The organism is Streptomyces barkulensis, from assembly GCF_002843305.1.
GTDB classification, from domain to species: Bacteria; Actinomycetota; Actinomycetes; order Streptomycetales; family Streptomycetaceae; genus Streptomyces; species Streptomyces barkulensis.
The window spans coordinates 1-19,709 of sequence record NZ_PGSG01000056.1 but is presented as its reverse complement, the minus strand read 5'-3'; the positions used below and the strand labels follow the sequence as shown (position 1 = coordinate 19,709).

General features: G+C 69.9%; 16 protein-coding genes and 3 pseudogenes. 10 read left to right on the top strand and 9 right to left on the bottom strand.

The window, feature by feature from the left end; translation table 11 throughout:
• Nucleotides 1-25: 25 nt before the first annotated feature.
• Nucleotides 26-1,218, bottom strand: a protein-coding gene (locus CUT83_RS11870) for an IS3 family transposase (RefSeq protein WP_101253822.1) whose coding sequence is annotated in 2 segments (ribosomal slippage) — nt 26-954 and nt 954-1,218 — 1,194 coding nt in all. Because the reading frame shifts where the segments join, the coding sequence is not laid out codon by codon here.
• Nucleotides 1,219-1,636: 418 nt separating this feature from the next.
• Here CUT83_RS11870 and CUT83_RS11865 point away from each other — a divergent pair.
• The 3 genes from CUT83_RS11865 to CUT83_RS11855 all read left to right on the top strand — a co-directional run bounded on the left by CUT83_RS11865 (nt 1,637) and on the right by CUT83_RS11855 (nt 3,465).
• Entirely contained in the window at nt 1,637-1,975 is a 339-nt protein-coding gene (locus tag CUT83_RS11865) for an ankyrin repeat domain-containing protein (RefSeq protein ID WP_101255822.1), read from the top strand.
• A 316-nt stretch (nt 1,976-2,291) separates the two neighbouring features.
• Complete coding sequence (locus CUT83_RS11860; protein WP_101255821.1) at nt 2,292-2,492, top strand: hypothetical protein; 201 nt, start codon at nt 2,292-2,294, stop codon at nt 2,490-2,492.
• A gap of 88 nt (nt 2,493-2,580) precedes the next feature.
• On the top strand, nt 2,581-3,465 hold the full coding sequence (locus tag CUT83_RS11855) for an aminoglycoside phosphotransferase family protein (protein WP_101255820.1): 885 nt from the start codon (nt 2,581-2,583) through the stop codon (nt 3,463-3,465).
• A gap of 32 nt (nt 3,466-3,497) precedes the next feature.
• Here the strand turns inward: CUT83_RS11855 and CUT83_RS11850 are convergent.
• The 5 genes and pseudogenes from CUT83_RS11850 to CUT83_RS11830 form a co-directional block, all read right to left on the bottom strand.
• Nucleotides 3,498-4,366 (bottom strand): annotated as a pseudogene (locus CUT83_RS11850) (IS5 family transposase); the annotation flags it as partial.
• 54 nt (nt 4,367-4,420) lie between these two features.
• Complete coding sequence (locus tag CUT83_RS11845) at nt 4,421-7,636, bottom strand: SAV_2336 N-terminal domain-related protein (RefSeq protein WP_277347758.1); 3,216 nt, start codon at nt 7,634-7,636, stop codon at nt 4,421-4,423.
• 28 nt (nt 7,637-7,664) lie between these two features.
• Nucleotides 7,665-8,660 (bottom strand): AAA family ATPase, encoded by a 996-nt coding sequence (locus CUT83_RS11840; protein ID WP_101255818.1) that lies wholly within the window; start codon nt 8,658-8,660, stop codon nt 7,665-7,667.
• The gene (locus CUT83_RS11835) at nt 8,657-10,822 is read right to left on the bottom strand and encodes a VMAP-C domain-containing protein (protein WP_101255817.1); all 2,166 of its coding nucleotides are present in this window, start codon (nt 10,820-10,822) and stop codon (nt 8,657-8,659) included. The genes CUT83_RS11840 and CUT83_RS11835 overlap by 4 nt, the downstream gene beginning before the upstream one ends.
• Before the next feature lies 1 nt (nt 10,823).
• Nucleotides 10,824-11,138, bottom strand: a complete 315-nt coding sequence (locus CUT83_RS11830) for a trypco2 family protein (RefSeq protein ID WP_101255816.1) — start codon at nt 11,136-11,138, stop codon at nt 10,824-10,826.
• Between the two features lie 219 nt (nt 11,139-11,357).
• Here CUT83_RS11830 and CUT83_RS11825 point away from each other — a divergent pair.
• Both CUT83_RS11825 and CUT83_RS11820 read left to right on the top strand, forming a co-directional pair.
• Nucleotides 11,358-11,566: pseudogene (locus tag CUT83_RS11825) on the top strand (dihydrofolate reductase family protein); the annotation flags it as partial.
• A gap of 1,095 nt (nt 11,567-12,661) precedes the next feature.
• Entirely contained in the window at nt 12,662-13,081 is a 420-nt protein-coding gene (locus CUT83_RS11820) for a hypothetical protein (RefSeq protein WP_101255815.1), read from the top strand.
• Nucleotides 13,082-13,134: 53 nt separating this feature from the next.
• Here the strand turns inward: CUT83_RS11820 and CUT83_RS11815 are convergent, their stop codons facing one another.
• On the bottom strand, nt 13,135-13,359 hold the full coding sequence (locus tag CUT83_RS11815) for a hypothetical protein (protein ID WP_101255814.1): 225 nt from the start codon (nt 13,357-13,359) through the stop codon (nt 13,135-13,137).
• A 560-nt stretch (nt 13,360-13,919) separates the two neighbouring features.
• On the opposite strand from CUT83_RS11815, the gene CUT83_RS11810 reads away from it, so the two are divergent.
• Nucleotides 13,920-14,858 carry a transcriptional regulator gene (locus CUT83_RS11810; protein ID WP_101255813.1) on the top strand — a complete coding sequence of 313 codons (939 nt, stop codon included), beginning with the start codon at nt 13,920-13,922 and terminating at the stop codon, nt 14,856-14,858.
• 46 nt (nt 14,859-14,904) lie between these two features.
• Nucleotides 14,905-15,039, top strand: a pseudogene (locus CUT83_RS31500) (IS630 family transposase); the annotation flags it as partial.
• A gap of 89 nt (nt 15,040-15,128) precedes the next feature.
• Here CUT83_RS31500 and CUT83_RS31790 read toward each other — a convergent pair.
• Nucleotides 15,129-15,428, bottom strand: coding sequence for a helicase associated domain-containing protein (locus tag CUT83_RS31790; RefSeq protein WP_500691332.1), 300 nt, complete (start codon nt 15,426-15,428; stop codon nt 15,129-15,131).
• Here CUT83_RS31790 and CUT83_RS11800 point away from each other — a divergent pair.
• From CUT83_RS11800 to CUT83_RS30090, 3 genes are all read left to right on the top strand, one after another.
• Complete coding sequence (locus tag CUT83_RS11800; protein ID WP_101255811.1) at nt 15,367-15,855, top strand: DUF6417 family protein; 489 nt, start codon at nt 15,367-15,369, stop codon at nt 15,853-15,855. The two genes, CUT83_RS31790 and CUT83_RS11800, sit on opposite strands and share 62 nt — an antisense overlap.
• A 928-nt stretch (nt 15,856-16,783) precedes the next feature.
• On the top strand, nt 16,784-17,902 hold the full coding sequence (locus CUT83_RS11795; protein ID WP_101255810.1) for a DUF6923 family protein: 1,119 nt from the start codon (nt 16,784-16,786) through the stop codon (nt 17,900-17,902).
• A 319-nt stretch (nt 17,903-18,221) separates the two neighbouring features.
• A complete protein-coding gene (locus CUT83_RS30090) occupies nt 18,222-18,359 on the top strand; it encodes a hypothetical protein (protein WP_158239001.1) in 138 nt (45 codons plus the stop codon).
• A 283-nt stretch (nt 18,360-18,642) separates the two neighbouring features.
• On the opposite strand, the gene CUT83_RS11790 is transcribed toward CUT83_RS30090, so the two are convergent.
• On the bottom strand, nt 18,643-19,709 hold a 1,067-nt coding region (locus CUT83_RS11790), incomplete at its 5' end, for an NAD(P)-dependent oxidoreductase (RefSeq protein WP_101255809.1).

Here is a 19,709-nt window from a genome sequence, read left to right as displayed (position 1 = left end):
TTTCGTAGAGTCCGCGATCGTGTGATCAAGCGGTCTGCGGGACTTCCTCCAGGTACGCCCAGTACGTCTGCTCGTACTCGTCGGGCGGCACGTAGCCCAGGGCGGAGTGGAGTCGTTCACCGTTGTACCACGCGACCCACTGGAAGACGGCCCGCTCGACCTGGTCGAAGTCCCGCCATGGCCCCTGATGTTCGATCAGTTCGGCTTTGAACGTGCCGTTGAGGGCCTCGGCCATCGCGTTGTCATAACTGTCCGCGACGGACCCGACCGACGCCGAGGCACCGACCTCGGCGAGACGTTCCGTGTACCGAATGGATACGTACTGCGACCCGCGGTCGCTGTGATGGATGAGATCGGCGTCCTTCTTGATCCTCTGCCGCCACAGCGCCATCTCCAGTGCGTCCAGCGGCAGGTCCGTGCGCAGGTGCGTGGCGGCCTGCCAGCCCACGATCCGGCGTGAGTACGCGTCCAGGACGAACGCGACGTAGACCCACCCCGACCAGGTGCGGATGTAGGTCAGGTCCGCCAGCCACAGCTGGTTGGGCCGCTCGGCGGTGAAACGGCGGTTGACCAGGTCCGGCGGGCGCGGCGCGGCCGGCTCGGGGACCGTGGTGCGGCGGCGCTGCCCGCGGATGACGCCCTCGATGCCGAGCTCGCCCATCAGCCGCTCGACCGTGCAGCGGGCCACCGTGTGTCCGGCGCGGACCAGGGCGCGGGTGACGCGGCGTGCGCCGTAGGTGCGCCCGGAGTCCTCCCACGCGGCTGTGACCAGCGGGATCAGTTCTTCGTCGCGCAGGCGTCGGGCCGACTTCGGCCGCGTCTTGCGCGCGAAGTACGTCGACGGCGACACATCCAGCACCCGGCAGACGGGATCGACCCCGAGGCCCTTGTCGCGCAGGTGGTCGATCACCTGCTCGGCCTCGTCCGGGGACGGTCGATCTCCTGGGCAAAAAACACCGAGGCGGCCTTCAGGATCTCGTTGGCCCGCCTCAACTCGGCGTTCTCCTTGCGGAGTTCCTTCAACTCGTCGCGCTCGGCGGTCGTCAGCCGGTCGTCACGCTCGCCGGCGTCCGCCTCGGCCTGGCGGACCCAGGACCGCAGGGCTTCCTTGTGGATGCCGAGGTCGCGGGCGACGTGGGCCACAGGGCGGCCGGTCGCGCGGACCTCGCGCACCGCCCGCTCACGCAGCTCATCGGGGTACTTACGGGGTGCTGGCATTGCTCGTGGTTCTCCTTACGCCTGGAAGCGTAACCCAGGCTTGAGGGACTCCACGAAGATCAGTACAGCTCAGAAACATCAATCTTCCCCCCGCTCGCTGATCTTCGGCATCCTGTCATATCAGGGGTCAACACACCTGACTGCCTTTCCCTTGAATGCGGGGCGGCGCTGCGAGCCCAAGCGGTGACCGCCGGCGTCGGCCGCGGCGCCCGCCGCTTGACCCCGCAGAGCACGCCGGAGGGGGAAGCGTACGGGGACGGGCCCGGAGGCCACGCCGTCTACCAGCCCCGGCCGCTTCCGGCGAAGGCCAATGGCCGTGCCCGTCCCGCACCGCCGCCCCCGCTCGTGCCACCGCCTCTGCCCGGTGCTGGTGTGCGGCCGTGCTCCGGGACCGAGGGGTGGGGTGGGTGGCGCCGTGATGCCTCCGCTTCCGCCCTGCCCCCCGGCTCACCAGGCCGTCGAGTGCGAGGACGACGAAACCCCGGCCCGGTTGCTGGCAGATGGCACCGATCCCGGCGAGGTGTGCTGCAGCCTGACGCTGCTGACCCACGCCGTCGACGTCGAGGGTGACAGCGCCCTGCGATGCGGCCGACCGCTGACCGTCCACACCACCGCCGTTCTCCTCGCCTTCGGCGCCGATCCCCGGCTGCCGGACCCCGACGGTCGCACCCCGGTGGAACTGGCCGCGCGCTACGACCACCGTCCGGCACTGCGCCTGCTGCAGGCGCACATCGACCAGAGCACCGGCCGCGGCTGACCCGCGCATGGGGCGTCCGCCGACGGACAGGTCGCCGCCGGGCGGACCGACTCTCCGAACAACCCCAGCGCGGCGGCCACGTCCTGCGGGACTACTGCAGGCGCCCTGAGGCGTCGCCGGATCCTCGACGGTATGGCTTCATGCACGCCTCAGATTTCTGGCTCACCTTCCGGGCCCGGGGAAGACGCCTTCTGCCGTGGGGGTCTGCCCCGCCCGGCCTGCTGTCCCGGTGACGCCTTGGTGAGACGTCCTGGTGAGGTATCCCGTTGCGTCTGAGACGATCACCAGGACCGTATGGCCGAGTGCAGGGGGGAACATGGTCGAGTTGGTGCTGGTCGGCGCCTTGGCGCTCGTTGTCGGCGGGTGCGCATGTGTGGTGTGGGCGGAGCGCGGCGGGCCCCGCTGGGCCCGCATGGTGGCGACCGTGACGCTTGCCGCGGGGGAGCTGCTGCGCCGCTCTGAGAAGGACTGGCGCCGGGGTCTGAACCGGACCGGCGGCGACGGTGGCGGTGACTAGGGTGTGCTGTGAAAGTGGTGTCGCCGGAAAAGCGATTGACGTTCGCCGGTGTCCGGCGGTCGGATGACGTGTCATGGATCCAGGGCAGATGCATCCCGGCATGCACGCCATCGACGTCGACCTTGTACGGCGGCTGATCGCCGGACAGTTCCCGCAGTGGGCGGCGCCGGCGGTCGAGCGGATTCCGTCCGGCGGGACAGTCAACGCCATGTACCGGCTGGGCGATGACATGGTCGTACGGCTGCCGCTCGTGCAGGGCGGGGCCAACGACGTGCCGGTGGAGCGGACGTGGCTGCCCCGGCTCGCGCCTCACCTGCCTACGACCATTCCCGAGGTACTCGGGGAGGGGGAGCCCGCGGAGGGGTACCCGTGGCCGTGGTCGGTGTACCGGTGGCTGGCGGGGGAGAATCCCGAGGCGGGCGCCCTGAGCGAGCCGATACTGCTGGCCGAGGATCTGGCCGAGTTCGTGGCGGCGATGCGGGGCATCACCCTGCCGGGGGCGCCGCAGGCCCACCGCGGGGGGCCGGTCGCCTCGCTCGACGCGGAGACCCGGGCGGCGATCGAGGAGCTGCGCGGGATCCCACAGGAGGGCGTCGACTGCGATGCCGCCACAGCCGTGTGGGAGGAGGCGCTGCGGGCCCCCGGCTGGGACAGGCCGCCGGTGTGGCTGCACGCCGATCTCATGCCGGGCAACCTCCTGGTGGACGGTGGCAGGCTGACCTCGGTAATCGACTTCGGGTGCCTGGGGGCGGGCGATCCGGCCTGCGATCTGTTCCCGGCGTGGAATCTGCTGCCGGCCAGGGCGAGGAGGGTCTTCCGCGAGGCGCTGAGCGTGGACAACGCGACCTGGATCCGCGGCCGGGGACGGACACTCTCGCAGGCACTGATCGCGCTGCCGTACTACCGGAAGACGAACCCGGCGATGGCGCACAATGCCCGGCATGTGATCCGGACGGTGCTGCAAGAGGGCTGAGGCCGGAGCGTGTCGGGGCTGTGCCGGTCACGCCACTCGTTGATCGCTGCGACCAGCACAGTGGCCAGGACGCGGACCGCGAGCTTGTCGTAGCGGGTGGCCACCGCCCGGTGCTGCTTGAGGCGGCCGATGCCGCACTCGACCGCGTGGCGGGCCTTGTAGTCCTGCCGGTCGAGGGCGGGTGGACGGCCACCGCTGCGCCCGCGGCGCTTGCGGCGGCGGATCTGGTCGGCCGGCTCCGGAACCGCCGTGCACCGGATCCCGCGTCTGCGCAGGTAGGCGCGGTTCGCGCGGGATGAATACGCCTTGTCCCCGCGCACCCGCAGCGGGCGAGTGCGGGCCCGTCCACGGCCCGCGCGGGGTACCCGGATGCCTTGCAGGACCGGCTGGAACTGCGGGCTGTCACCCCGCTGTCCGGCGGTGATCAGCAGTGACAACGGTTTCTGCCCCTGCTCGCACGCCAGGTGGATCTTGGAGATGAACCCGCCCCGCGACCGGCCCAGCCCGTGATCGCCCGGCTCGGTGCGGATCCCGCCGGGTGGTTCCTTCTGGCCCGCGCCGTCTTGCCGGGCACCGGCCGCGTGCTGGTGGGCCCGGCAGATGGTGGAGTCGATGTTCACCCCCCGGGTGATCAGCCCGGCCGCGTCGGCCCGGGCCTGCAGCAACGTCAGCAGCCGGGCCCACACCCCCTGCCGCTGCCATCGCCGGAACAGCCCGTACACGGTCTGCCAGGGCCCGTACTCGGTCGGCAGGTCCCGCCACGGCGCGCCCCGGTCCGCACCCGCCACCGGATCCCGTCGATCAACCGCCGCCGGCCCGGCGACCTGCGGCCAACCCCCGCCGCAGGCAGCAACGACTCCAGCACCGACCACTGCTCATCGGAAAGATCCCCACGCCCCACACCGTGATCATCACAGCATGAGGCGTGGACCCAGACCCCGGCCTAAAACACGGCCTAGCTGTCGGCCCGCATCTGGCCACCACCTGTCCTCAGCCAGGCATTGACCCTAAGCGACTGCTCCAGATCCGCTTCATGAAGCTCGGGTCGCGTCTTGGTCAGCTGCCGCCGAATTTCTACAGCCTCCGTGATCGCGGCCAGGGCTTCTGTCTGCTGGCCCGAATCGCCCAGCCGTACGGCGAGGTTGTTCAAACCTCTGGCGAGGTCGGGGCGGTAGAGATCCGGCTGCTGCCGCGCCAGCACACGGTACAAGTCGACTGCCTCGGTGATCGCGGCCAGAGCGTCTTCCCTTCGGCCCGTCTCTCCTAGATGGTCGGACAAAATATTGAGAGTTGTTGCGAGGTTGGGAAGATGGACGGCGGGGTCCTGCCGGCCCAACTCCCGGTACAACTCCACGGACTCCGAGATCGCTGAGAGTGCTTCCGCGCGCCGACCCACGTCGCTCAGCCGTACGGCGAGGTTGTTCAAGACTCTGGCGAGGTCCTGGCGGTAGATCTGCGGTCGAAGGCCCCGCAGGTCCTGATACATCCCCACCGACTCGGTGATGGCCGCAAGGGCCTCCTCACGCCTGCCCGCTTCACCCAACCGGTTGGACAACTCGTTCAGCAGCGAGGCGAGGTGAGGACGGTGGACGTCAGGGTCTTGCCGCGCCAGCTCCCGGGACTCCGCCACCGTTTCGGAGATCGCGACGAGAGCATCTTCACGTCGACCGTCGGCCAGGTCGTCGGATACCCGCGTGAAGACCTCGGCCAGCTCGTCGGCCGTCGGCCTGGCGGAGGGATTGGGGTCCAGGCACCTCCACAACGTGTCGGCGATCGGCGCGTCGATCCCCGACTCCTCCAGCGCCTGGCGGAGTGCTGCATCCGCTTCGAGGTCAGTCCACCGGCCGGTGGCGCAGGCGAGGAGTAGGGCTCCCACGGAGTACATGTCGCTCTCCCTGGTCGGCCCCGCGATGTCGTCCGGCGCCTGGAAACAGGTCTCGCTGCGAGGGAACAGGTGGAGGTGGTCGCTGTGCTCACCGTCTCGTGTCGCCGTCATCCAGCCGATCAGCCAAACGTCGTGGTCGGTGACCAGCACGGTCTTCGGTACGAGAGCGCCGTGCACCAGATTGAGGCTGTGCGCGCGGCTCACCGCACGGGCCAGGTCACGTCCAACACGCTGGAAAAGAGCGCCGACCGGGCTTCTTCGCTCCTTGAAGACGGCACGCAGGTCCGGTGCAGGGCCGGAGTCCTTGTCGTCATCTCGACGACGGAGATAGGCGGAGGCCAGCCAGGGACGATGTCCGGCGTCGCCAGCATGGAACTCCAACAACCGCGGAGCGTGAACGCCGTCCATACGGGCCAGGCAGTTCGCCTCGGCGAGGATGAGTTCCCTGCCCTGTCTCAACGACAAGGAGTACAGGGGCGCGGGTGCTCGTACCGTCACAGTCTCGCCCGATTCGTCCAGAGCCAGATACACGACGATGATGAGCCATCCGCGGTCACTGCGGGCAAAGAGCCGGTAGGGGCCGAGACGGCGGGCGTCTTGGGGCCGGAGCGGCGACCAGCCTGGTGGCACTTCGGGGGGCTGGACTTCCGGTGCCCCGGACGTGCCGCCGAGGCCCCCGGCTGCCGACTCCGGCATCTGCGCCAGCGAGGTGGCCGTCGGCGCGGGGCTTGTCTGCGGTACTCCCAGTCGCCGCAGCAACCGTTCTTTCAGCCAGCCGAACGACTGTCCGGCCTCCCCGATCACGGCTGATCCGTCGGGGTGGCTGACCCAGGCAGGGAAGTTTGGGGAGCGACCAGCGGTGGCCTCCAGGAGGTCGGCGACGGCCCGGGTGGTGCGCAGCAGCTCCTGGGGTGGGATCGCGCCGAGAAGAATCCGGCGGGCTTCCTCGGTGAAGTCGAAGAGCCGGTGATGGGGGAGGCGGGTCAGCTTGTTGGCATTTACCTGGCGCATCAAGCCGCCCAGGAAGACTTCGACAATGTGTCCGTGGTCCGTGGGTGCTCCCAGTGCGCCCTGGACCAGCCGCATCACTGGTGGGGTAAGAGGCGCGACGGCTGCCAGATGGCCCGCTAGGCGGTATGCCTCGGGTGACGCGGCGTCGCGGAAGCGTAGGACGGCCTGCGCGTCGTCGACGTGGCGAGTATCGGTGAAGAGGCGGCCCTTGGGAGACTCACCGTTGTGCCACACAGGAAGCAGCGTGGTGGTGCCGGGTGAGGCGACTAGCCGTGCCCAGTCGGCAATGGCGGTGGGCGAGGGTTCGAGGACGGGCACCGGCACGGAGTTGAAGAAGAGCAGGCCAGGGGGCAGCACCGGGTCATCGAGCTGCCAGGTGGTGGTAGGGCCGCCGCGGTGGTGGCTGGTGACCTGCCACCGCTGTGCCGTGATGCCGGTGTTCGCCCAAAGACGGGTGGGCAGTGCGTGGACGATGGCGGTGGGGCCTCGGCGTGCCCAGAAGTCCATCGCCTCGCGCATCCGGCCGTCCCACCAGGCCTCGCCGACGCCGTCGCTGATGACGAGAACGAGCGTGTCTCCGGTGGGATCGCTCACGCTCGTGGGTGATTGATAGGGGCCTCTTCCCTGGAACGGGCGGGTGCTCAGGAGCGGTGCTCGGGGGCTGCGGGTGTCGAGTCCGTGGACACGGACGTCACGAAACGCTCCCGCGCGTTCCATGAGGGTGCGCACTTCGGCGGCGAGGCGTTGCCAGAGAACCATGGAGATGCCGTCGTCGACCAGAAGAACGAGGGAGAGCCAGCGGGTTTTAGTGGGGCGGGTGACGGTTTCCGGTAGACCGGTCTCGGCCATGGCGGCCACCGTGCGCGCGATGTCGAGTTCGTGGCGGCGGCGGTCGGGGAAGCGCTGCCGCAGCGGGCGGAGTGACTTGCCGAGCCGGAACTCCCGGGCACTGAGGGCGCGGCTGTCCGGAGCCCGGACCGCGAAAGCCCTACGCGGGGAAAGAACTCGTAGCCCACTCTCGTCCGTCTCTGGTGCGGCGTGCATCGGACGGTCGGGCTGAGGATCCTCCAGCGGCGCCGAGTCGGGCCCGTCGGCAGCCGGGGCCGAGTCCTGTGGGGTGGGCGACGGGCTCCGGTGACCGAGGTCGGGCTGCCCTGGCCGTGAAGTGCTCGCACCTGTCCGGGCCAGCGGGGCGACGTCCCGGGGCAGGCATGCGGCGAGCCACAGGGCATCGAGAAGCTCCTCGTCGGAGAGGTCCACCCCGCTGCCAGCCATGACATCTCTCAAGCGCCGGATCATGTCCCTACACGGCTCCGCCGAGTTGGTGCAAAACGGCGTCGAGCAGGGACCCTGCGTCGAGGTCGACGCCCCCCTTGCGCAGGAAGACCGCGTTGAGGATCTGGTCGGTGGCGAGTTCGCCGGGTGCGCGACGGCTGAGGAACTCCTCCAGCAGGTCGTCGACGTCTCCCAGTGCGTCCGGGCCGAGGTGCGCGCCGATGATGGCCCGCAGACGGTGCTCGTCAGGCTCCGGGAGGTCGAGACGCACGCAGCGCCTGAGGAAGGCGGGTGGGAAGTCGCGTTCGCCGTTGCTGGTGACGACCACGACGGGGAACTCCCTGCAGCGGACACGGCCCCTCAGGACGGGAGCGGGGGAGCCCGGGTCGTCGGTCTGGACGTACACCGGAGTGTGGTTCTCGGCCATACGGGTGAGTTCCGGGATGTCGAACTCGCCTTCCTCGAAGACTGTGAGCAGGTCGTTGGGCAGGTCGACGTCACCTTTGTCAAGTTCGTCGATCAGCAGCACCCTGGGGCGTTCCTGGGGAACCAGGGCGTTGCCCAGAGGACCGAGGCGAACGTATTGGCCGATGCCTGGCTCCGGGTCGCGCGAGTCGCGGCGCAGACCGGCCTCACGCAGTCGGCCGACGGCGTCGTACTGGTAGAGGGCGTCCTGCAGGGTGGAACGGCTGTTGACCGGCCAGCGCAGGACACGGCCGAGGGCGAGCTCGTGCGCGATGGCGTGCGCGAGGGAGGATTTGCCGGTCCCGGGATGGCCGGTCACCAGCAGAGGCCGACGAAGATGGAGGGCCGCGTTGACGACGTCGGCCTCGTCGCCGCCGATGAGGTAGGGCCGGGGACGGGAGGCGCTCCCACCCGGCGACGGCTCGTCCGGGTCGAACCGGCGCCACGGCGGGGCCGGAGGGAACGTAACCTCGCGGGAGTCCCCGTCGCCGCGAAACAGCCGCCATGCGCTCTCGGACGGCGCGGGACGGCGGCCGGGTTCGGGCTCTGTCGTCGTCATGAAGCGTGAGTTCCTTTCCCGGGGTCTCTCAGTTGCAGCGACTGCCGCTCCGGACGGTGGTCTTCCTCCCACACCAGAGCAGGACGGGGCAGGCTCGCATCCTCGGACTCGAAGACCTCGCCCCGGAACCGACGGACGCGCTCGGGGAGGCCAGCCAGCGGGCCGGTGGGGTCCAGCCCCTGCAGCCTTGCGGCGTCCTCGTAGCAGTCGGCCTCGCGGTCCCAGAGGATCACCGGGACACCCAGCGCAAGACAGACTTGGAGCAGTTGCGTCCGTTGGTCGCGGGGGCCGTGAAGGATCACCCCGGCGGCGTCCCGGTGACTGCCCTGGAGCAGTCGGGTGAGCCGCCGCGGACTGGCGCAGTCCTGATCGGCGACCAGCGGCATCTGGCCGCCGCTCGCCCAGCGGCGTCGCTGCTCACGGTCACGGCCACGCGCGAAGTTGCTCATCTCGGGGCAGCTCAGCGTCAGGCGGAACTCGACCCCGAGGGGCTGCTCAGGAACGAACTCGTTGGGTGCTCCTGGATTCCACTCGTCCACGGCAAGGTGAAGTCCCTGTCGGTCGACCAGCACCGTCACCCAGGGCACATGGTGCTCCTGGCCGGGTTCGTCGGTCGCGCACTCCACCGCCTCACGCAGATAACGAGCTGCCTCCTCCGGTGTCTTCGACACCGTCTCCGGCTCGCGCAGCACAGTGTGTGTGCCGTCCTGGCGAGCGAGGAGGACCCGACAGACATACCGCTCGTCGGGGGCGTCGTGATCGACGGTGACCTCCAGCACCACGCGTGCTACCGGGGACGTCTGCCGGGCCGCCCACTGACGGGCGTCGGCACGACGCTCGTTGAGGGCCGTCGGGTGGATACCGGTCCGGCTGGCGACCCGGGCGGACCACTGACGCAGAGCGGAGGCGTTCTCACCCGCGACGGCCGCCGCCACGTACTCGGTCAGCCGCAACAGGGCCGGCACCGGCGGAGTTCCATCCGGCACATGTTCGCTGTCGGTCATCGCCTCCAACTCGCCGACGACCTGTTCGAGGTCGTCGACCGGCAGATAGGTACGGGAGAGCGGCTCGGGCAGACAGGTGTAGCGCAGGGCCTCGCGTGCGGCCCGCGGCAGCAGCGCGGGATGTTCCTTGCAGATGCCGCGCAGCAACTCAACGAGGCGCTCGTACTCTTCCAGGGACAGCAGAGAGCCGAACCCGACGACTCGCGCATGGGCGAGGAGAGAGGTCAGCCGGGTCCGGTCGTCCTCGTTGTTGATCGTCTCGGCCAGAGTGCCGCTGAGGGAGGCAAGGGCTCGGGGATGTGCCGCGGCCAAGGCCACGAGGTCGGGCAGGGAAGGAGCGTAGTCGTCGGGAACCCGCACGCCTAACTGGTCCGCGAGAGCACGGGCATGGGTCAAGCAGGCGTCCTGGGATCCGAGTATCGGCCATAGCGACCGCTCGATGTCCTTCTCGGTCTGTGTGCGTTCGGCCGGCGGCGGGGTCTTAGGCAGGGGCGCATCGATCTCGGCGAGTTGAGGCGGGCCTTCAGCGTACCGCCGTAGGAGGGTGTCAAAGCCTCTGTCCTGCGTGAAGGCTCCGGCCGGGCAGGCGAGCAGACGGCGGTTTCCATACGACTGACAGTCCTGGACAACCACTCCGACGACGTAGTCCTCGCAAAAGACCGCCGCTCCTGATGCCCCTCCCCAGGGCTTGCGGCCGTCGTCACGAGGGTCGGGCGCTGGCTTCTGGTCAAGGACGAAGAGGCCCCGGGAGTTTGAAGACATCGGGGCCAATTCCCCTCGCAGGTGCTCAACGCCGCGCCCTTCGTCCACATTGGCCAAGGGGAAGCCGAGCCCCTCATACCGCAGCGGGGCTTTGCCCACGGGACGGCCCCAGCGGACGGACCCCGGCACGTCCACCTGGTCGTGAAGACCGAGAAGCGCGACGTCCAGGTCATACGGATGCGTCCAGAGGACGTCTGCCCTGGTGTGCACGACGCCGCTTTCGCGGGGATGCCCCACCCTCACGTGGATCTCCGGCCAGTGGGAGCCGGTGTCCTTGTCAGCGAGCACATGGCGGGCAGTGAGTACGAGACGCGGGGCGATCAGATAGCCGGAGCCGGTGCTGCGGGGCTGTCGCGCCGTCCCGCCGCGGATCAGCGCCAGTCTGCGCGGATCCATCTCACTCCTCGTCCCAGGACCCGGTCTCGTCGTCGCTGATATCGGGGCTGGACCCGCCGACGGCACGATCCCGGACCGACAACCTCAGCGTCAGTTTGTGGGTCCGGACCGTGGAGTGCCCCCCGCCCACGCCCACGGTCGCGACACCAAAGGAAAGCTTGCCGTCGCCCTTGCCGCTGTCGCGCAGCTCCAACAGTATTTCCAGTTCGGCCTCTTCGACGCCGAACGCAAACTGCTGGTCGGAGCCCAGAGCCTGCGCCTGGTACAACTCCTGCCGCAACTCCTCAATGGCCGCGGCTAGCCCGACACTCGACATCCCCACTCCCTGTGCCCCCGTTACTCCTCCGGTAACACATGTCCTGATGCCTCGTCACATTACCGCTTCCGTGAGGCCTTGAGGGCGGAAGGAGATGGTCCGCCTTCATGCCACCGCACCAGAGGAAACCCGCCGACCAGCCGAGGCGGCCGGGCGGGACAACGTTCGGTGTAACTCCTGAACAAGGAAGATGTACCGATGACCAGTGAGAGCATGACCGGCCCGATGGACATCGGTGGCGGATGTTCGCCGGGGTGGCCATGCGCGCCGGGTTGACCGACAAGTACGTGATCGTTGCCCATCCGGTCCTGGTGGGCGGCGGCCCGCCGTTCTTCACCGCGCTGGACAGCTGGGTGAATCTGAACCTGGTGGAGACGCGGACGTTTCCCGGCGGCGTGGTCCTGACCAGGTACGAGACGAGGCGCTGAGCAGTTTCCCGCTGTCTCACGGCCTGGACGGGTGTTCCTTTTCACCGTCGTGGCATCCCTGCAACCGGGATCGTCCGGGCGGCTGCGGCGACGCGTTTTCCCAAGTCGGGTCGGCTCCGTGGCCCTGCCGCGTTCTGCCCGCCCGACGAAGGGCCGGGTCTGTCAATCGAACCGGTGTACCAGGGTGGTTGGGGTTACTGGCGGGCTGCGGGGAGTCGGCCGTCGGAGGCGATGTCGAAGGCGTTCAGCGCGGTCTTCCAGCGCATGACCCAGCGGGCCGCCCACGGCCCTGGCCGGCTGCGACTCAGCCGGCCCGACGGTCTCGGCCCGGTCATGTTCTCACCGGTCGTCGGTACGCCTTCCTTCACTGAGAGTTGCATCGAACGACTTACAGTCCCGCCACGAAATCCGACACCGGGTGCAGGGCCTTGCCGCCCGTGGCCAGCGGTGGCGCTGTGACCTGGTGGTTGTCACGCTGTCCCGCGGCTTGGCCGGCCGTCCGGTCTCACGGCCGTGTCCGAATCCTCGGAACGGCCACCGCTGGGCGAGGCTCCGGCCTGCGGAGCCTCACAACTGACCGTTACGCGTGGCCTCGCCTGCAGCAACCGGACCGAAGCCGACCGGCCGCGCCCCGGCCCCGGGCCGGGCTCCTGCCGCGCCGCGCCGCGCCGCGTCACCCGCCCGCCCTTCCGCCTTTCCGGCCTTCGAAGCGAAGACGCCATCCCGCGCCAAGGCCTGTGTACACAAGGCAGAACAGGGAAGCAGGCTTCAGAACGGCTGCGCCGCCTCGCGGTCAGGGAGTTCCTGGCGTACTGCGTACCGATGGGGCGGTTGCTGCACGGCCCGCCGGATCGGGAGTCCCACCCGCCGGCGGGGTCTGTTCCCCCGAGGCCTCGCTGGCGGCCCGGGACGTGTTCGTACGGCTCCCGCAGGCTCATCAGACACCAGGTGCTGCGCCGTCTCCGTGCTCGGTGCGTTCGGCGGGCACTGCCCGGTGGCCGGGGCGGGCATGATCGGGCCCGGCCCCGCTGGCCGTCCCGGACCGCAACCACTGATCGCTCCACCCATTGTCCCCTTGGCCCCTTTCGGGGTGTCTTGACCGACCCTCTGCAGGCCGTAATCGACATGACTGGCCCGCCGGAGAACCGCTGGGCCGATCCGGCCGCCTGGCAGCGCCCGGAGACCGAACTCGGGCTGAGGCTTCCGGCCGACTACAAGACGATCGTGGACACCTACGCGCCCATCCTGCTCAACCGGCACCTGGACCTGCACCACCCGGCCTCCCCGGTGTGGAACCTCGGCCAGTGGATCGAGGAGACCGTCCAGGCCCTCTCCGAGGTCGACTGGGATGGCCGGTCCTCTTCGCCGACGCGGGGGTGCTCTGGCCAGTGGCTCCGGCTTCACCACCGACCGGTTGTCCTCCTCGCCGACGCGGGAGTGTTCCGCACCATCGATCTTCGTGCACTTGGACGTGCCGTCCTCCCTGCCGGCGTGGGGTGTTGCCTGTTGGGGTGAATGGTGCTTGCCGGGGGCGGTGGCTCCCGAGCTGCCCCGCCCCCGGCGGGCTGTCACCGGTGGCCGCGGGCGGCCAGCACGGTCGTCAGGAGGAACGTGCCGACGCCGCCCACGGCGACCGCGGTCTCCCGGAATTCCGGGTGACGGTGGAAGACGTAACCGGTGAACGCGAGGGCTGTCCCGACCGCGAGGAGCCAGAGCAGCAGCAGGTGCCGGCGCAGCTCCCGGTGGTCGTCGTGGTGCGGTGCGGGGGTGTTGGGGGTGGTGTCGGTCGTCACGGTGGTGTCCTTTCTGTTCGGGTGGGTGCGGGCCGCTTTCGCCGTGCACGGGCCGCTTTCGAGGCCTGCGGGGCGGTGGGGCCGTGGTTGATTACGGTGGAAGACCGGTGCGGTGGTGTGTCGGGGGAACGGGCTGTTTCCGACACGCCCTGTTTGCAGACCCCACGGAGTGCCGAGGGGGAACGCATGGTCGGCGAGGGACGGCGTACGGGCAGGCGCTGGGCCCGCGCTCACGGGCCTGTTCGACGCCCGAAGGCTCTCACTGCGCCAGTCCGCCCGCCGGTAGGGGTTCAGCCCCGCCGCCGTCTCCCGGTCCCTGAGCGGTGAGCGGCTGCCGCGCGAGGCCTTCCTGGACGTGCTGCTGACCGAACGCGCCCGGCGCACCGGCGCGGATCGCGGGCGAACAGCGCCACACCGGTGGCCGGCAACGGCCCCAGGGCCGGCAGGGCCGGCGTGGTCAGCAGAACAAGCACGGTCATGAGTACCTCTCTGATGGGATACCGGCAGGTGCGGACAGCCACCAGTGAGCCACCTGCGACCTGGGCTTGGGGAGGAATCGAATGACAGCGAACGACTCCGAAGAAACCGGAAGCGCCACAGATCCGGTCGCGGAGTTCGCCGCGTGGATGCGCGACCTCCACCGGGAAGCGGCAAAGCCCAGCTACACCGCCATTGTGCGGCGGAGCCGAACGCGGTACCCGGACGCCACCGTGCGGGAAAGCACCATCTCCGACATCCTCAACGGCAAACGGCTCCCCCGCTGGGAGACCGTGGAGCCCATCGCCTGGGCGCTGGGCGGCGAGCCCACGGTGGCCGCGTGCCTGGAACACTGGAAACGCGCCGACGCCGCCCGCTCCACCGCACCCGCCCCGCCCACAGAGCGAAACGACCAGCCGCCCCCGCTCCCGCCTCAAACGGCGGACGGATCACACGACCACGCCCGACACACTCCGGCCGGCCCAAGACGCACCTGGCCCTGGGCGCTGGCCACCGCGGCTGTCGCGCTGCCCCTGCTGGGCTGGGCCGGTGCCGCGATCCTCACCGACACCACCGATACCCGCCCCCCAACCACCTCGGGCACCCCCGGCCCAGACCCCTCCGGCAGCACACCCACCGCCCAGCCGACAAGCGCGGCCCCCACCAAGGCGGCGCAGACCCCCAGCACCGCCCCGCCCGCCCAAAGACAGCTGACCGCCAAGATCCCCTGGGCCACCTCCGCGCCGACCGAGTGGACACCGGAGAAAGACCTCGGCATCAGCGTCACCGCACTGGACGGAGAAGGCGTGAGCTACTTCGTCATCACCCCGGCGCGCAGCTGCACGGTCACCGGCGTGGCGATCGGGGAATCCGTCGTCATCACAGGCGAAGACGACGGCTGGATCCGGCTGATCGTCACCGCCACCGGCCACTTCGGCCCCGAACTGCAGGACCTCCCGGTGACCTTCCAGATCACCCGCGGAGACGGCGACCCACCCCGCGGCACGAAGGCATGCACCTAGGGCCGCATCAGGCAACATTCGCCCTGTTGTGACGCGTCATCCGGTGCTGATCCGGGCAGCGCGTGTGCGGAGCCGGGGGATCGATGACGACGAGGGGCAGCGACTGCTGCGGATCGTCTGCCGAGGGACCGGGGCGGTGGTGGCCTGGCGACGGGCCCAGATGGTGCTGCTACCGGCGCAGGGAAAGGCCGGACAGGAAGCCCCCGCCCCGGCCTTGTGCTGTCCGCTGGTAGGGCCGCACCTTTTCTACGTCAGCCTCCGCTCCCCGCCTTACACCCCGAGTTCCTCCAGTACGGCGGCGCGTTCGGTGTCCAGCCGGTGTCGTCGTTGACGTTGGTTGTTGATCCATACGCCGAGCCGGGCGGCTCGCTCGGCTGCCCGTTGTGGGTTTTTGCCGAGTCCTTGGGGGCGGCGGCAGTTGGTGAGCCACTGGCCGATGGGCCGGCCCTGGGCGGCTGCTGTTCGGGGTGCGCGAGGTGGTGACGGACCCGGGGCGGACCGGTGGGCCGTGAGCGAGGTGCTGCGCGCCCACGCTTCCCGCCCGCCCGAGGCCCGAGCCGCCCGGATCACCCCCGAGGGGCTGGATGCGCTGGCCTGGCACCACCACCGCACCGGGGCCGACCGGCCGTGCCCGGCCTGGACGACGAAGGCGGCCGACCCCGCCTGGCAGGAGACCGCTCTCCAGCCGCACGAGATGCTGCTGCTGCGCCGCTACACCCACCTCCTGCCCAGCCTGGCCGCCGCCCCGGCGGCGGCCGGCACCCTGTGGGAGGCACTGATCGAGGCCCACTACGACACCGTCACCAACCGGTGGCGCCTGCAGCTCGACGACACCGGCCTGGCCGGGCTGGCCCACGCCGTCCACTTGGAGGCGCTGGCCGGGCAGGTGACCGCCCGCAACCGCCTGCACCGCGCCTACGGCCTCACCCACCCCCACCCCACCCTCGATGCTTCCTTGGTCGAGGCCGCGACGGTCGACGCGGTGGCCCTGGAGTGACCACCGGCGGCCGGGGCTTCCCGGCTGTTCATCTTGGCGGCTGCGGAGCCTGCACAGCGACCCCGCGAAGCCGGTACGCCGGGCCGACATCCCCGCGCAGGCGAAGGGCAGGCTCTTCGACACGGGGAGCCTGTGGTTCGCGGGCCCGCACACCATCGTGACCGTCGAGAACGAATGGCGCCCGCGGTTCTGGGACGTCTCCGACCCCGACCATCCACACATGGACGACGTGATCGGGAACGCGGTGATGTACCGGAGCGCGTTGTCGACGATGTGTCGCAGCCGCTCATCACCGAGGAGAGCGGCGACGCGGTCCGGCTGTACGACCTCTTCCAGCCGGCGCGTCCGGTCGAGGGGAAGCGGATCCCGGCCGCCCCGCCGGGACCGACGCGTCGGGCCTGTCCGACGAGATGAACACGTACATCCTCGACTACGGCACCGACCGGCTCTACGAGGCGATGTGCCGCTCGCAACCCGTCAGTCCGCCGAAGGAGCGCTGGAAAGCACTGTTCCCTCACCTGGAACACCGCGACTCCTGTGCCGAGAGAAGTGATCACCAGGACGATCACCCCCGCCCACGGGGCACTTCGCGCATATCGGGCACAGGGACGAGGGCGTACAGGGGGACTGTAACGAGTTGGTGTGCGACAGCGGCTGAGACGTCGCGCCAGGCAGATGGCATGATCCGGGCGCCGGCGACACGCCAGGCTGTGGAGCCCGTGTCGGAGGACCTTCGAACGTTCGGACGCGTCGCGTGGGAAACGGGGGCGCAATGTCGTGCGATCCGACCGTCGGCCGCAGAACCCAGCTGCCCGGCATCGATGGTGGCTCATTGCGTTCGAGCAGACACATAGAGTGCTTGTGGTGCTGGTGGGCGTGCGCAGATCATGAGTGGTCCCTCGATCTCTCGTGGAAGGACGCCCCCTTCATGGCCCACCGCAAGGTGTATCTCGCCATCGGCAGGATCAACACCCGGATCTACCGCTTCGATCCCATCGACGGTGACACCCGCGTCGTCGAGAACGTGCCGCCCTACGAGCCCGGTTACACCGCCATGGGTGCGCAGTACCGTGGCGACGACAAGGAGCCCCTGCTGCTGGCAGTGAGCCACAACAAGCTCATCACCATCGACGTGGCGGCCGGCACCCTGAAAGACCAGGTCATCGACGGGCTGCCGAGCGGGCCCTGGTTCGACGGGGACATGGATCCCGACGGGAAGACCCTCTTCGTCGTCAGCAACCCCGATGTACACAGCTATGCCATCGATGTGGCGGCCCTGAAGGCCATGCCTCGTAACGCCCCGGGAAGCGGCCGGTGGGACGACTTCGCCTACCACCCCAAGGACGGACGGCTGATCTCGGTGGAGGGCGACAACGGCGACCTGCTGCTCGTCGACCCGAGCCGGCAGCCCATGAAGACCGTTCTCAAGAAGGGCGTCTTCCCGCCGGCGGAAGCCAGCACCGCAGCAAACTCGCGCAAGTCGTACTCGGCCACCTTCTTCGACCAGGACGGCAACTTCTACGCAGTCGACTCCGCGGGCAACGTCAACCACCTCGACTTGACCACGGCCACGATCCCCGACCACTCGCAGCGCATCGGGCGGGGAAGGGTACCCGTAGGCGCCCTGGAGATCATGAACGGCGCCGGGCGTATCACCCCCCTGCCTGTCCCGCCCAGTTACGACGAGATCAACGTGGCCAAGCAGCTCAACCGGACCTGGGAGAGCAGCGAGCCCCGGGGCAGGGTGTACAGCTTCGACCTCACGCTCACCGCCGTCAGCAAGGACAGTGGCAAGGCCGAGGACGTCAGGAGGTTCCGGATCTCCTTCGATCTGCCTTCGGCGAAGGGCGCGAGGGCCGAAGCATCCGGCGTACACGTCATCGCCGAGGACGGCAAGGTGTACCTGGAAGCCGAGAACGATCAGTTCCTGGCCGCGGGCAGCTCTCGGCCGATCACCGTACGGATCACCGTCCCGGGGGACCCGGCACGCCTGCCCCAGGAGTACCCCCTCGACGGCCTCAAGGCCACACGTCTGCCCAGCCGCTGATCAAGTCGCACGGGACGAACCTCGCCGACGGCCGATACCAGGCTTTGCCTGGCGCGCACTTGCATCATTGCCCTCGCCGATCCGCGACCGGCGGCAAGGCGCCCCGTATCGGCGTCAGCGGCGCAGCGGCTTCGCGTATTCGGGCAGTCGCCGTTCACCGGCTGCTACCGCCCACCCTCGAGAGCTCCGGGCCTGCACCGGCTCGTCCACGGCGTGAGTCAACTTCCCGAACGCGTCGGCCGTGGAGAACCGCCCACTCACCCCGACCGACGTGGCGCGTCCAGCGTCGCGTCGCCCGAAAACACGGAGGAGTCACCTCATGAGCCTGACAGCCCCCAGGGCCGCCACCGACCGCCCGGAGTATGGCAGGGCGAGGTATCCCTTCCACATCACCAAGGAGGAACAACGGCAGCTGCGCCTCAAGGGCGCCGAGGCCCTACCGTCGCTGGTGATCTGACAGGCCACCTCCTTCGACGAGTACGCCCGCCAGCTGATGATCCCACCGGCCGTCATGGATCTCGCGCGCAAGGCCGAGGACCTGTGCCTGTCCCCTTGGGAGGTCGAAGCCATGCCCCCGCTGTGGGGCAGGGACCACTCTGCCCGGCTCTGTGCTGCCTGCCGGTCGGACTAGGCCTTCTACGCCTGCCCCGCCTCCCGCGGTCTGGTCTTCTCCAGCGTGGTGGCGGGTTCGTTGGGGGGCCTGCCCGGTCGCTCACCGTGGTCGCTTGTCGGTGCGGGTGTCATGGTGTTGCGAGGGGGATGCCGTGGGGGTGGCCGGTGAGGAGGGCTGCGATGTGGTCGGCGCAGCGCAGGGCCGCCTCGGCCATGGCGTGCCGGGTCATTCCGGCGATGTGCGGGGTGAGCAGGGCGTCCGGCACGCCGGACAGGGGGGAGGCGAAAGCGGCGTGTTCGTGGGCGAAGGTGTCGACGGCGGCGGCTGCCAGGGGGTGGGTGGGGTCGCGCAGCGCGTCGGCCAGTGCTTGTTCGTCGACGATCTCGCCCCGGGCGGTGTTCAGCAGGATCGCTCCGGGCCGCATCAGCGCCAACTCCGCCCGGCCGATCACCCCGCGGGTTTGTTCGGTGAGCGGGAGATGCACCGATACCACGTCACTGGTGGCCAGAAGGCTCTTGAGGGATGCGACCTGGCGCACCACCGGATCCGCCGGTGCCGGGCGGCGGGAGAAGCCCTGGACGGCCATGCCCAGGGCGGCTGCCCGGCCGGCCAGGGCCGATCCGATCCGCCCCAGTCCGGCGATGCCCAGGGTCAGTTCCGACAGTTCGGCCGCGGGAGCGGCCGGAGTGCTCCAGCGGCCGTCGTGCGCGGCCTCGTTGTGTGCCGCCAGGTTCCGGGTCAGGGCGAGCAGCTGGGCCAGGGCGAACTCCGCGACCGCGTTCGCGTTGGAGCCCGGGGTGTGGGTGACCGCCACGCCGTGGCGGTCGGCGGCGGCCAGGTCCACGTGGTCGGTGCCCGCCCCGGCCCGCCCGATCACCCTCAGCCGGCTGGCCACCGCCGGGCCGGTCGCCGCCGCCAGGAAGGCGGCGCGCAGCGGGACACCGGCCCGGGACTTGAGCGCGTGGTAACCGAGCCCGTCGCGGACGGTCTCGGCGACAAGCACCGACTCGTCGAAGGCGTCGAAGTCGGCGAAGGCCACCCGGCCCGCCCACGCCGCCCGCACGCCCGCCGGGTCGGTCACCCGCCGGAGGTTCAGCGTGACGGCCAGACCGTGCCCGAGCAGACGCTCCAGCTCACGGTCGAGCAGCTCCCCGGGAGCCGCGTCCAGCAGCAGCACTCGCATCCGCCCCATGG